General features: G+C 64.5%; 11 protein-coding genes. 8 read left to right on the top strand and 3 right to left on the bottom strand.

All coding sequences use genetic code 11. The features are described from left to right. Window positions 1–58: 58 nt before the first annotated feature. The 3 genes from Q319_RS0112645 to Q319_RS0112635 all read left to right on the top strand — a co-directional run bounded on the left by Q319_RS0112645 (window position 59) and on the right by Q319_RS0112635 (window position 2,771). Window positions 59–820, top strand: coding sequence for a hypothetical protein (locus Q319_RS0112645; protein WP_029482863.1), 762 nt, complete (start codon window positions 59–61; stop codon window positions 818–820). Next, window positions 817–1,449, top strand: coding sequence for a hypothetical protein (locus Q319_RS0112640; protein WP_029482862.1), 633 nt, complete (start codon window positions 817–819; stop codon window positions 1,447–1,449). The genes Q319_RS0112645 and Q319_RS0112640 overlap by 4 nt, the downstream gene beginning before the upstream one ends. A 302-nt stretch (window positions 1,450–1,751) precedes the next feature. Then, a complete protein-coding gene (locus tag Q319_RS0112635; protein ID WP_029482861.1) occupies window positions 1,752–2,771 on the top strand; it encodes a TerC family protein in 1,020 nt (339 codons plus the stop codon). Between the two features lie 75 nt (window positions 2,772–2,846). On the opposite strand, the gene Q319_RS0112630 is transcribed toward Q319_RS0112635, so the two are convergent. Next, window positions 2,847–3,614 (bottom strand): DsbA family oxidoreductase, encoded by a 768-nt coding sequence (locus tag Q319_RS0112630; protein ID WP_051655355.1) that lies wholly within the window; start codon window positions 3,612–3,614, stop codon window positions 2,847–2,849. 361 nt (window positions 3,615–3,975) lie between these two features. Here Q319_RS0112630 and Q319_RS0112625 point away from each other — a divergent pair, with 361 nt between their 5' ends. Next, complete coding sequence (locus Q319_RS0112625; protein WP_029482859.1) at window positions 3,976–4,626, top strand: trimeric intracellular cation channel family protein; 651 nt, start codon at window positions 3,976–3,978, stop codon at window positions 4,624–4,626. Window positions 4,627–4,690: 64 nt separating this feature from the next. On the opposite strand, the gene Q319_RS0112620 is transcribed toward Q319_RS0112625, so the two are convergent. Then, window positions 4,691–6,802 (bottom strand): heavy metal translocating P-type ATPase, encoded by a 2,112-nt coding sequence (locus tag Q319_RS0112620; RefSeq protein ID WP_081846026.1) that lies wholly within the window; start codon window positions 6,800–6,802, stop codon window positions 4,691–4,693. Between the two features lie 6 nt (window positions 6,803–6,808). Continuing rightward, the gene (locus tag Q319_RS25555; protein ID WP_051655353.1) at window positions 6,809–7,303 is read right to left on the bottom strand and encodes a DUF6110 family protein; all 495 of its coding nucleotides are present in this window, start codon (window positions 7,301–7,303) and stop codon (window positions 6,809–6,811) included. 135 nt (window positions 7,304–7,438) lie between these two features. Between Q319_RS25555 and Q319_RS0112610 the strand changes: the two genes are divergently transcribed. The 4 genes from Q319_RS0112610 to Q319_RS0112595 all read left to right on the top strand — a co-directional run. Beyond that, window positions 7,439–8,776 carry a deoxyribodipyrimidine photo-lyase gene (locus Q319_RS0112610; protein WP_029482856.1) on the top strand — a complete coding sequence of 446 codons (1,338 nt, stop codon included), beginning with the start codon at window positions 7,439–7,441 and terminating at the stop codon, window positions 8,774–8,776. Window positions 8,777–9,179: 403 nt separating this feature from the next. Next, window positions 9,180–10,688: an exopolysaccharide biosynthesis polyprenyl glycosylphosphotransferase gene (locus tag Q319_RS0112605; RefSeq protein ID WP_029482855.1), complete on the top strand. Its 1,509-nt coding sequence runs from the start codon at window positions 9,180–9,182 to the stop codon at window positions 10,686–10,688. A 99-nt stretch (window positions 10,689–10,787) separates the two neighbouring features. Beyond that, window positions 10,788–12,014 (top strand): glycosyltransferase, encoded by a 1,227-nt coding sequence (locus Q319_RS0112600; protein ID WP_051655359.1) that lies wholly within the window; start codon window positions 10,788–10,790, stop codon window positions 12,012–12,014. After that, a partial coding sequence (locus tag Q319_RS0112595; protein ID WP_029482853.1) for a glycosyltransferase occupies window positions 12,011–12,461 on the top strand: 451 nt, incomplete at its 3' end. The genes Q319_RS0112600 and Q319_RS0112595, both read left to right, overlap by 4 nt.

Raw genomic sequence — 12,461 nt, 5'->3', positions numbered from 1 at the left:
AAGAGGAGACCTCTCAACACATCCTCACTTGCTCTGGATTGGTTATAATTCGGGGATCATGAAAAGACAGCACAAAAACGCCGCGCGGGCTGCGGGCGGCAGCGTCATTCTGCTCACGCTGCTGACCGCCTGTCCCAGACCTGTTCCGCCGCCCTTCACATCCACCACCCTGGATTTCCGCTTCCCCGATACGGCCCAGACGGGCGGGCTGACCCTGGCTGCCATCTATTTCGTGGACGGTTCTGACCCCACGCAGACGGCTGGGGTGCGGGTCCTGACCACGGGCAATCTGGGCAGGAGCGGGCAATTCTCGTCTCCGGGCGGCCCCAATTCGGGCGGCACCGTCAATGGCGGCAGCCTGCGGCTGGACTCCTATGATCTGGAACCCCTCAGAAAGAACGCCGCCTGCCTGACCTCTTTCAAGACCGGCGAGGCCAAAGGGCTGAATAACGTGGTGGTTACGCCCGAGACGGCCAAAACCTGCAACCTGTATTTCACGCTCTTCCGCGACAGCAACAGCAACAACAAACCCGAGAGCAGCGAGGAACTGCTGATCACCCACGACATCTACAGCTACGCCGACACGGCCTTTTCCTACAGCTTCAGCAGCACGGATGGCAGATCGGCGGAGAACGGCAAACGCGTCTCCGGCTGGAGTCTGGTGCGTCACGAGGTGCTGCAACCCACGGCCACGCCCGGCCAGTACCGCGTGACCATGAACAGCGTGCCCGCCACCGATGAGGGCCTGACCATCCGTCTGCACGAGGACAGCAACCGCCTGATCTCGATGGGACTGAACGACCGGGGAGGTCTGAAATGAAGCGCCGCAACCTGATGATCCTGTCCGGGCTGGGCCTGCTGCTGGCGTCCTGTGCGGCCAGTCCTGCTGCCGCGCCCGATGGTGGCCGCCCCGCACTGCCGACAGGGGTGGAAGTCCGTTTTCCAGCCGCGCCTGCCAACGCCTATCTGTCCCTGCTGACCGACGATGGCAGGAGCGTGTACCAGGTCAGCGTGGCCGCCGGGGTCACCAGCGCGGAAGTCGATCCGGCGCGCTGGCAGAGCGAGGAGAAGAACGTGCAGGACGTGACGCTGCTGTTGCCCGCCGAAATTGTGGCGGGGAGCCTGAGGGGCAGCATCGGGGACGCGCAGGCGCGTTTTCTGCGCTGGTCCATGTGGCAGGACAGCAATACCAACGGCGTCCGCGACAGTGGCGAGACCCTGGACCTGATGACCCATGACCGCGTGGCCTACGCCACCCAGCCGTTCACGGCCATTTTCAGGACCACCCCCCCCGACATGCAGCAGACGTGGCAACTGGCCGCAGGCTGGTCCCGCGCCGAGCATTACGTGTACCTGCCCAGGGGCGGCACAACCTATATCCGCAGTCTGGAAAGCGCAAAGTTGCAGCGCTATACCCTGCATGTGGACACGCCCATCACCAGCCAGTAAGGCATGAAACCTCAGGGGCGGAAATCCTGTTCGGGGGTTCCCGTCCACCCTGTGCACAGCCCGTATACTCACCACACGAGTCCCACTCCATAAATGTTTTGTTAAGACTGCGGGTCACCCTTTCGGTTACACTTTCTGGAACGAGGGAGTAGCCACCTGCATACGCAGGGGAATGTGTCGTCAATACGGGCTAAAAATCCCGGTGCATTCCAGAATCGGCAAGACTCGGCACGCGAAGACGTGTCGGGTCTTTTTGTCCCTGAATCTGGCCCCTGGTGGCGTCTTCGGTGCAAGGAGACGTAATGGATCTATCTTTCCTGACGGTGACCGAGTGGCTGGGCAAGCCTGCCTGGATGTGGATCATGTTCCTGACCGTGGTTCTCGCCCTGATGGTCTTTGACCTGGGTGTGCTGGAAAAACTCCGCAAACGGAAACTGGGTGCCGACGACGACGGCGTGATGGGCGTGGGCCAGAGCCTGTGGCTGTCGGCCTTTTACATCAGCATCGCAATGCTTTATGGCCTGTGGGTGTGGCTGACACTGGGCCGCGAATCCGGCATCGAGTTCTACACCGGCTTCGCGCTGGAAAAGGCGCTGGCGCTGGACAACGTGTTCGTGATCAGCCTGATCTTCGCCTTCTTCGCCATTCCGCTGAAATTGCAGCGGCGCGTGCTGCTGTGGGGCATCATCGGCGTGATCGTGTTGCGGGCCATCATGATCGGGCTGGGCACCGCGCTGGTCACGCAGTTTGACTGGGTGTTGTGGATCTTCGGCGCGTTCCTGCTGTTCACCGGCATCAAGATGCTCAAAGACGGCGACGCCGAACATGACTTTTCCAGCAACAAGCTGCTGGTCTGGATGAAAAAGCGGCTGCGGATCACCGACGAGCTACACGGCGAGCGCTTCACGGTCAAGCAGATGGTGAACGGCAAGATGAAGACCTTCGCCACGCCGCTGCTGCTGGCGCTGGTCATGGTGGAAACCGCCGACGTGGTGTTCGCGGTGGACAGCATCCCGGCCATCTTCGCCATCACGCAGGACCCGTTCATCGTCTACACCTCCAACATCTTCGCCATCCTGGGCCTGCGGGCGCTGTACTTTGCGCTGGCGGCGGCGGTTCACCGTTTCAAGTATCTTCAGACTGCGCTGTCGCTGGTGCTGGTCTTCATCGGCCTCAAGATCTTCTACTCGCAGATCTGGGGCAAGCTGGACCCGGCCATCAGCCTGGGCGTGACCCTGAGCCTGCTGGCGGGCGGCGTGATCGTCAGCCTGATCAAGACCAGGGATGAGCCGCCTGCCGGAGAGCCGCCCGCCGCTGCATAACGGTGATCTGAAAAAGAAAAGAAGGGGAGGGAAACGAATGCACATCGTTTCCCTCCCCTTCTTTTGACCGTGTCGTTACTTCCGCTCAGGCACCGCGCACTGTCCGTCCTCGCAGCCGTCGGCATCGGCAGCCGCGCCCAGCAGGGTCAGCGGGGCGGGATGGGTCTCGGCCCAGACCTGATCGAGTGCGCCGCGCAACACGTCCGCCCCCTGCGCGCCGCTGACGCCGTATTTGCCGCCCAAGACAAAAAACGGCACGCTGCTGATGCCCAGTTGCTGGGCCTGCGCCTCGTCCTGCCGCACGTCATCGGCGTAGCGTCCACTTTCCAGGGCGGTGCGGACCTCGGTGCCGTCCAGACCGACGTCCTGGGCCAGTTCCACCAGCGTCTGTATCTCGCCCACGTTCCGTCCCTCGGACATGTAGGCCAGCAGCAGCCGTTCCTTCATGGCGTCCTGCTGGCCGTGTTCGGCGGCCAGATGGATCAGTTGGTGGGCCAGGAAGGTGTTGGTCAGGCGCGTGTTCTCGAAGTGGTACTCCAGGCCGTCGCCTGCCGCCGCCTGCGTCATGCTGTCCATCATTTCCTGTGCCTGGGCGGGGGTGCGGCCATATTTGCGGGCCAGGGCGTCGCGCATGGACTGTGGGTTGCTGACTGGCGCAGACGGATCAAGCTCGAAGCTGTGCCATGTCACCTCCACCTGCTCCCGCTGGGGAAAGTCCCGCAGGGCCGCCTCGAAACGCCGCTTGCCGATATAGCACCACGGGCAGGCAATGTCGGACCAGATGTCCACCCGCAGCTTGTCGGGGGAGGACGGCGTGAAGGGAGTGGAGGCTGTGGCAGTCATGCCCACACTATACTCCGGTTTATAAAGTAAAGCATGAGCTGATGGGTGGGTGCGATAGCAGGCCCGTTGGAGTTGTGGAGATTCGGCGGCTTTTCCAGGCACTGGCGACGTTGTTACGGTTGGAATCGGCCCGGTGCGGTGGCCCGTTGGCCGGATCAGCACAGCCCCGGCAACGTCTGGACCGCCAGCGGGCGTGGGTCTACCCGCACACCCCGGATGGCCTGGGCCAGAGCGGATTGAATCCGGGCCAGTTGAAAGACATCATGGTCCGCAACTGGCGCACGGTGGAACGGCGGGGCCGAGCCGGAGCAGACAGGCTAAAGCCAGATGCGACAAAGCTGGACAGGTTAAAGTACGCGGCGTGCATGAGCTGTTGCCACCAGAGATCACCTTGCAGGCCGGGCTGCACTGGCTGGACCTGATCGGCGTGCTGGCCTTCGCGCTTTCGGGGGCGCTGCTGGGTGTCCGCAAGCGCTTCGATCTGTTTGGCGTGCTGGTGCTGGGCTGCGTGACGGCGGTGGGCGGCGGGGCCATCCGCGACACGCTGACCGGGCAGACGCCGCCGCTGTTCCTGCGGGACGAATCGTATCTGTACGCCGCTCTGCTGGGTTCGGTGCTGGCCTTCGGCTTCGGTGAGCGGCTGGCCCGCTTCGAGCGCGCCATCAGCCTGTTCGACTCTGCGGGGCTGGCGCTGTTCGCCGCTTCGGGGGCGCTGGGGGCCATCAACTTTGGGCTGGGACCGCTGGGCGTGGTCTTCACAGGGGCGATCAGCGGCGTGGGCGGCGGCATCATCCGTGACCTGATCGCCAACGAGGTGCCGGAGGTGATGTACCGCCGCGATCAGCTCTACGCCACGGCGGCGGCGGCAGGAGCCTTCGCGGTGCTGGCGCTGCACCCGTATGTCACCCCGTTTCAATCGCAGTTGGGCGGCGTGCTGACCGTGATCGTGCTGCGCTGGATTTCACGCCGGGGCTGGGTCAGGTTGCCCGTGCGGCGGTTGCCGGAGGGGTAAAGGGGAACAGACGAACGGGAGGCTTTCGGTGCCTCCCGTTCCCCCTTTGAAATTCCCGACCGCCTTACGAGACCGACAGCGGTTCCCCCGCGTTTGGCAGCGCGTTCTGCTCCACCGCCAGATCACCCAGGCTGTACAGCGAGAACCCGATGGTGGAGGCGTTGTGCAGCAGCGCCAGCAGGTTGCCGGGCAGCACGTTGAACAGCCCCAGCGCCAGCAGACCGCCGTTCACGCCGATGATCCCGGTGTACAGGCCATTGAGCCGCCGCTCCAGGCCCCGGCTCATGTGGCCCAGCTCAGTCAGCGCGCCCAGATCATTGGACAGGATCACCACGTCCGCCACCTGCTGCGCCAGATCGGCGGATTCGGCCATCACCACGGCGATGTCGGCGGCGTACAGCGCGGCGCTGTCGTTGATGCCGTCGCCCACCATGACCACCCGGCGGCCCATCTGTTGCTGCTGCTGCACGAACAGGTGCTTGTCCTCGGGAAAGACCCCAGCGTGGACTTCCTTGATGCCCAGTTCGGCGGCAATCTCGTCGGCGCGGGCCTGCCCGTCCCCGGTCAGCATCACCAGATGCTTGCCCTGCGCCCGCAAGGTAGCAAGCACCTGCCGGGCATTCGGGCGCAGCGGCGCGTCGATGCAGAACACCCCGGCCAACTGCTGATCGATGCTGAAGTACAGCAGGTTGTAGCGCTGCGCCTGCTCGGCAATGACGGCTTCCTGCTCCGCTGTGATGGGTACGCCCTCATCCTCGATCACAAAATGGCGGCTGCCGATCACCGTGCGCTTGCCGTCGATCTCGGACTGGATGCCGTGCGACACGATGTAGGTCAGCTCGCCGTGCATCTCGTCGTGCGGAATGTTCTCGCGCTCGGCCTGCTCGACAACGGCGTGCCCGATGGGGTGGTAATAGTGTTCCTCCAGGCACGCGGCGTAACTGATGACCTCCTGGCGCGAGAAGCCGCCGAAGGTCAGGACGTCCATCACCATCGGGCGGGTGGTGGTGAGGGTGCCGGTCTTGTCGAAGACGAAGGTGTCCACCTCCGCGAATTCCTCGACGAAGCGCCCGCCCTTGATCAGCACCTGTTGATCGCCCATCTGCCGCATGGCGGTCATGACCACGATGGGCGTGGAGATTTTCAGGACGCACGAAACATCTACCAGCAGGAACAGCAGCGCCTGGGTCACGCTGCGGGTCAGCGCGTACGTGACGGCGGCCCCCAGAAAGTTGTAGGTCACCAGCGCGTCGGCACGGGTCTGGTTGAGGCGCTGGCGCGGCGACTGGAAATCCTCGCCCTCGGTCATCAGCCGCACGATCTGGCTGATGCGGCTCTCGGTGGCCAGACTGGTCACGCGCAGGGTCAGCTCGCCGTTTTCCACCACGGTGCTGGCGTAGACGCTGTCGCCCACCGTCTTGGAGACCGCCAGTGGCTCGCCGGTCAGGGTGGACTCACTGACCATGCCCCGCCCGCGAATGACCTCGCCGTCCAGCGGAATGGCGCGGCCCGCCGTCACGCTCACCAAGTCGCCCACCCGCACTTCCGCGATATCGGTTTCCTTCAGCCCGCCGCCCTCGATCAGTACCCAGGCGCTGCGGCTCAGGAACGACAGGCTGCCTTCCAGCCGCTCGCGCGAACGGGTTTCTACCCAGCCTTCCAGGTCCTCGCCCAGATTCAGCAGGAAGATGATCGATGATGCGGTGGAGAAATCGCCCATCAGTTGCGAGATGACAATCGCGGTGGCGTCCAGCACCTCCACGGTCAGGTGGCCCCCGCGCAGGGCGCGCAGGGCGGGGGGGATGAAGGCCAGCGATTTGATGATTGTGATCGGGGCGCGCACGACAGGTGGCAGCAGCGTATGCGTCAGCGCCCGGCGCAGGAACGCCTCGTAGAACACGTCGAACAGCTCGCGTTCCTCCGGCGCGGTGCCGATGTCGCCTGCGTCCTGGCACAGGTCCAGCACGTCCAGGCGTTGCAGGGCGGTTAAAAGTGTGTCCCGCGATCCCCTATGTTCAAGAACCAGACCGCTGCCGTATTTGTAGACCGTCACGCGGGTCACGCCTGGCAGGTCCAGCAGTCGCTCGCGTAAAACTTTGCGGGCCGCCGGGCCGAAGGGATATTCGGCTGAAACTCTGAGACGGCCCGGCCCGCTGTGTTCAATCCTAAAACGCACGCAGGCTCACTTGCTGTCGGTGTCCCCGGCGTCCTTCTTGCTGGCTGGAACAGCCTTCCTCGGCTGGGCTGTCTCTTCTTCCACAAACTCGGCGTCCACGAAGTCGGGGGCGTTGTCCTCGCTGCTCAGGTCCGCGTACTCGCGCCCCTTCTGATCGCTGCGGTCCTTCTCGTAGATGTCTCGGGCGTCGGCCATCACGTCGTCGTAGGAGGCGCGCACGCCCTCTACGGAGGTGTCCAGACTGTCCTTGACCTTCATGCCCCCGGCGATCAGGTGGGCGTACAGTTTCTTGGCGTCGCGGCTGCCCAGCAGTTTAAGGCCCACGGTACCCACCAGCAACCCGCCCAGAAAGCTGCGGGTGGTGGGGGCCATCTGAGTCTGGGGCGTGCGGCGGCGCGGGCCTGCACCTGTGCCGTAGGCCGCGCCCGCGTTCCCGCCGTCTGGCAGGGCAATCTTGATTTCGGGCAACTCGACTTTGATCTTCTGTTCGTGGTCTGACATGGGTTCCTCCGTTTAGGTGTGCCTAATATAGCTGTTCATTCCGCATCACTGGAAAGCGCGGTCTTAATCTACCCCCGCCACCATCTGCCGCCCGGCTCACCGTCTGCCCGGCCTTGCCGCGCTAGAAAGCGGGGCATGATTCACGATTCCCGCATTCAACCGCTGCGTTCTGGTGCCCCGGCAAAGGGAGCGTTCGTGCTGCTGTGGGTGCAGGCCAGCGTGCGGACCCGCGACAACCACGCGCTGGAATACGCGGTGCGGCAGGCCAACGAACGGGGCTTGCCGCTGGTGGCCGTCTTCGGTCTGACCCCCGATTACCCGGAGGCCAACGCCCGCCATTTTCAATACCTGCTGGAAGGCTTGCGCGACTTGCGCGCCAATCTGGCGGCGCGCGGCATTCCGCTGTCCATCCGCCTGGGCAAGCCGCCTGAAATGGTTCTGGAGGCAGCGCGGGAAGGGGCAGCGCTCGTCGTGACAGACGTGGGCTACCTGAACGTTCAGCGGGCGTGGCGTGACTGGCTCAAAGCCCAACTCGAAGTTCCTTTTGTTCAAGTCGAATCTGAAGCGGTCATTCCCGTTCACTCGGTCAGCGGCAAGCAGGAATACGCGGCGCGGACCATCCGGCCCAAGATTCACCGGCTGTGGCATGAATATCTGGTGCCTCTGGAAGAACACGAACTGGCAGCGCAGACGGACGACTGGGAGGCGGGGCTGGACGTGGGTGACCCGGCGGCACTGGTCAAGACCCTGCCCGTCGATCATGGCGTGCCCCCTGGCACCGAGGCAGGCGGTGAGGATGCGGCGCTGGAGCGGGTATCCGAGTTCATCGAACTTGATCTGGCCCAGTATGACGCGAGGCGCAACGATCCGAATGTGGAGGGCAGCAGCCGCCTGAGCGCGTACCTGCACTACGGCCACCTGTCGCCGCTGACCGCCGCGCTGGCCGCCCGCGAACACGGCGGCCCTGGCGCGGACGCGTTCTTAGAGGAACTGATTGTGCGGCGCGAACTGAGTTTCAATCTCTGTACCTTTAATCCGCAGTATGACCAGTACGACGGTCTGCCCGACTGGGCGCGCAAGACCCTGGAAGAACACGCCGGGGACCGCCGCGAGTACCTGTATACCCGCGAGCAGTTCGACGCCGCACAGACCCACGATCCGTACTGGAACGCCGCGCAGAATCAGATGGTCCGCACCGGACGGATGCACAACTACATGCGGATGTACTGGGGCAAGAAAATTCTGGAATGGACGCCGAATCCCAGGGACGCCTACGCCGAGATGGTCTGGCTCAACAACCGCTATGAGCAGGACGGGCGCGACGCCAACAGCTACGCGGGCATGGGCTGGGTGCTGGGGCTGCATGACCGACCGTGGGCGCGCCGCCCGATCTTCGGCATGGTGCGCTACATGAACGCGGGCGGTCTGAAGCGCAAATTCGATGCGGACGCCTACGCGGCGCGCTGGACGTGATCTGAGGGGTGATGGGGATCTCCCAGGGCAGACCGTTCTGATCCCTGTGTCCGGGACGGAACCGTTTTACGTTCAGTTAACGAGATCGGCGTCATGATTGCCGGGTGAGAACGTCGGGGTGGTAGACAGGGTCCGGGCGTTGTTCTCCGCCCAGTGCGGTTTTCCGTCATGCCGCTTCATGCCCAGGTCAGTTTGATCAGGCAGCGATCAGCCAGATTCAGGAGAAGTTATGGATTGGCCGGGTCTGTGCCCACACTCTCTAAGCTCTCTTGGTAAGAGGCATCAACTTATTCCAGTCCTGGCCTGCCCCGCTGTACACAAATCTGCAAAAACCACTTTCTGAGCTGTGCCCCTTCCCCGCCTTCCCCCCTATGAACAGGTCAGTCTCCCCAGGAGTTTCCCTATGCAAGCGATTCGCAGCACCTCATCTTCCACGTTTTCCGGGCCGGTCAGCCGGGGGGCTGTGCGCTTGATGCTGACCCGGCGGCTCCTGAATGCGGCGGCGCTGGTGGGCGGCGATCTGCTGGCCCTGACAGTGGCCCTGCTGCTGGCTTCAGGGGTGCGCGTGGCGCTGCTGGGTAATGTCCCCGACGGCCCCTGGCTGGCCGGAGGCTGGTTTGCCGGAGACGGCACGGTGCCGGGCCTGATTCCCTTCCTGTGGGTGGCCTGGGTGGTCGGCGCGGGCTTCCTGCGGCTGCTGCCCGGCTGGGGGCTGGCTGCGCCCACCGAGTTGCAGCGCATTACCCAGTTGACCGTGCTGGTCTTCGCGGCGGTGACCGGCGTGCTGTTCATGACCCAGCAGACCGACACGGTCAGCCGCTTCTCGCTGACCCTGGGCCTGATCCTGAGCTGGGGGCTGGTGCTGGTCACGCGGGCCGGGGTCAAGCGGGCGCTGCTGAGCGCGGGCCTGTGGGGCGTGCCCGCCGTGATCTACGGGGCCGCCGTGACCGGCACGCTGATGGTGCAGGCGCTGCGTGAGAACCCTGGCTACGGCTACCAGCCCAGCGCCATTCTGGACGACAACGAACTGCTGCATGGCAGCGCCGTGCTGGGCGTGCCGGTGGTGGGGCCGGTGGGCAGCATGCCTCAGCCCTGGGAGCAGCAGGCCCCGGTGGCCATCGTGGCGATGCCGGGCCTGGACCGGGAGCGGCTGGTGCAGCTTCTTGAAGGCCCACTGGCGCATTACCCCAAGGTGATCATCGTCCCTGATCTGTTCGAGGTCGAGTCGCTATGGGTCACGGCCAACGATTTCGGCGGCGTGCTGGGGCTGGAAGTGGCGCGCAATCTGGTCGATCCGCTGGCCCAGGGGGTCAAGCGGGCCTTCGATCTGCTGGCCGTGATCCTGTCGGCCCCGGTGTGGCTGCCGGTGTGCGCGCTGCTGGCTGCCCTGATCTGGTTCGAGGACCGCGCCAATCCGCTGTTCCTGCAACGCCGCGTGGGCCTGAACGGCCAACCCTTCGCCACCTGGAAATTCAGGACCATGCTGCCCAATGCCGAGGAGGTGCTGCGCCGCAAGCTCGAGGAAGACGCCGAGCTGCGACTGGAATGGGAAACGCATTTCAAGCTGCGCCGCGATCCCCGCATCACGCGGATTGGCGGCCTGCTGCGCAAGACCAGCCTGGACGAACTGCCTCAGCTCGTGAACGTGGTGCTGGGCCACATGTCGCTGGTAGGCCCGCGCCCGCTGCCCGCCTATCATCAGGACCAGCTCTCGGCCCCGGCCCAGCGTCTGCGCGTGCTGGTGCGCCCCGGCATGACCGGACTGTGGCAGGTGTCGGGCCGCTCGGAGGCGGGCAATCTGGGCATGGAACGCTGGGATCCGTACTACGTCCGCAACTGGTCGATCTGGCTGGACATGGTGATCCTGATGCGGACCGTGGGCGTGGTGCTGCGCGGTTCCGGGGCCTACTGAGGCTGTACCCTCAGTGACGATGATTTTGCCCATCCGTATTTTTCTCCTTTCCTGGCTCTGGCAGCTCGGTTCCGTGCCTGTTTCCCGGTGATCTCTGCCATGCCGCATCCGGCCCACCCCCGCGTTTTGCAGGTCATCACCCATCTGGATATGGGTGGGGCCGAGAACGTGGCGATCTCGCTGGCCGAGGCGCTGCATCCCGAATTCAGCTTCTCCTTTTTCGCGGTGGGCGGTGTGGTCGACAATCCAGTGGGCCAGGAGATGGCCCGGCGGCTGAAGCGTTTGCATGTTCCAGTCCACAGCGGCACAGCCCTGGGCTTTAAGCGCGGTGGGCTGGCCCAGGCTGGGGTGCGCCTGAACCGGTTGATCTGGAAAACGCGGCCCGAGATCGTTCACTTGCACACCGAGATCCCTGAGACCACCTTCGCCGTCGCCTCGTTGCTGGGCCTGCCTGCCGGAACCCGGATCGTGCGTACCGTCCACAACTCTGAAATCTGGCCCGCGTGGCAGCGGGTCGGGCGGCTGGTGGAACCCCGGTTGCGCCGCGCCACGGTAGTGGGGGTTTCTGCGGCCTGCCTGGACGGGCTGTGGGAATTTCAGGCGGGCCAGCACCTGCCGCTGACCCCCAGAGATCAGATGCGGGTGGTCTATAACGGTGTCTCGGCTCCGCCAGATGCAGCGCCAGAACAGGCTCTCCGCCCGGCGGATCACCCTATCCGGGTGCTGTTTGCGGGCCGCCTGGAGCCGCAGAAGGGCGTGGACCTGCTGCCCGAACTGCTGACCGCCGCCTCGGCCCTGACTGCCCGTCCGGTGGAGGTGACCATCCTTGGCCACGGCTCGCTTGAAAAGACACTGAAACAGTGGGTCCACACCCAGACCCTGCCCTGGAGCGTCACGCTGGCCGAACCGGTGGCCAATCTGGCCGCACACCTGGGCAACTACGATCTGATGCTGGTGCCTTCCCGCTTCGAGGGGCTGGGTCTGGTGGCCGTCGAGGCGCTGATGGCAGGCGTGCCCGTGGTTGCTACGCGAGTCCGGGGCCTGAGCGAGATCTTTCCCTCCGGATACCCGCTGCTGTGTCCCTCCGGTGACGTACCTGCGCTGGCCCGCACCCTGGCGGAAGCCATCGGGGCGTATGAGCATTACGCCGGGGTCGCGGCTGCACAGCAGCCAGAAATCTTTCAGCGCTTCAATCTGGAGGGAATGGCGCAGGGGTATCGCTGCTGCTATCTGGGCGCTTTGCAAGGGAGCCAGAAAGAGCGATCTGTGCAGAGAAAGCGCTCTGATCTGAAGAAACGTTCTGGTCGAGAAACCGAGGGGTCATGAAGATACTGGTGGTCCATAATTTCTATCAGCAGGCAGGCGGCGAGGACGTGGTCTTCCGGGCCGAGACGGCGTTGCTGCGCCGCCACGGTCACGACGTGCAGACCTTTACCGTCAGCAATGACCTGATCGAGCAGACTCCCCGTCTTCAGGCCGCTGCCCAGACCGTCTGGAACGCCCGCATGGCCCGCAAGATCACGGCCCTGGTCCGCGAATACGGCTCGGAGATCGTGCATTTCCACAACACCTTTCCGCTGCTCTCGCCCGCCGTTTACGGCGGCGCGCGGGCTGGTGGGGCCGCCGTGGTGCAGACCCTGCACAATTTCCGGCTGCTGTGCGCCAATGCCCTGCTGCTGCGAGACGGCCAGATCTGCGAGGACTGTCTGGGCAAACTGCCCCTCTCAGCGGTGCAGCACAGTTGTTACCGGGGCAGCCGCAGCGCGTCGGCAG

Origin of the sequence: Deinococcus marmoris DSM 12784 (assembly GCF_000701405.1) — a bacterium.
In the GTDB taxonomy this organism is placed as follows: domain Bacteria; phylum Deinococcota; class Deinococci; order Deinococcales; family Deinococcaceae; genus Deinococcus; species Deinococcus marmoris.
The sequence above is the reverse complement of the archived record's forward strand: the minus strand, read 5'-3'. Positions and strand labels throughout refer to the sequence as shown.

Bases quoted from the DNA above. Each gene is read 5' to 3' on its own strand.
- Q319_RS0112645 (WP_029482863.1), top strand. From the start codon at position 59: ATGAAAAGACAGCACAAAAACGCCGCGCGGGCTGCGGGCGGCAGCGTC.
- Q319_RS0112640 (WP_029482862.1), top strand. From the start codon at position 817: ATGAAGCGCCGCAACCTGATGATCCTGTCCGGGCTGGGCCTGCTGCTG.
- Q319_RS0112635 (WP_029482861.1), top strand. From the start codon at position 1,752: ATGGATCTATCTTTCCTGACGGTGACCGAGTGGCTGGGCAAGCCTGCC.
- Q319_RS0112630 (WP_051655355.1), bottom strand. From the start codon at position 3,614: ATGACTGCCACAGCCTCCACTCCCTTCACGCCGTCCTCCCCCGACAAG.
- Q319_RS25555 (WP_051655353.1), bottom strand. From the start codon at position 7,303: ATGTCAGACCACGAACAGAAGATCAAAGTCGAGTTGCCCGAAATCAAG.
- Q319_RS0112610 (WP_029482856.1), top strand. From the start codon at position 7,439: ATGATTCACGATTCCCGCATTCAACCGCTGCGTTCTGGTGCCCCGGCA.
- Q319_RS0112605 (WP_029482855.1), top strand. From the start codon at position 9,180: ATGCAAGCGATTCGCAGCACCTCATCTTCCACGTTTTCCGGGCCGGTC.
- Q319_RS0112600 (WP_051655359.1), top strand. From the start codon at position 10,788: ATGCCGCATCCGGCCCACCCCCGCGTTTTGCAGGTCATCACCCATCTG.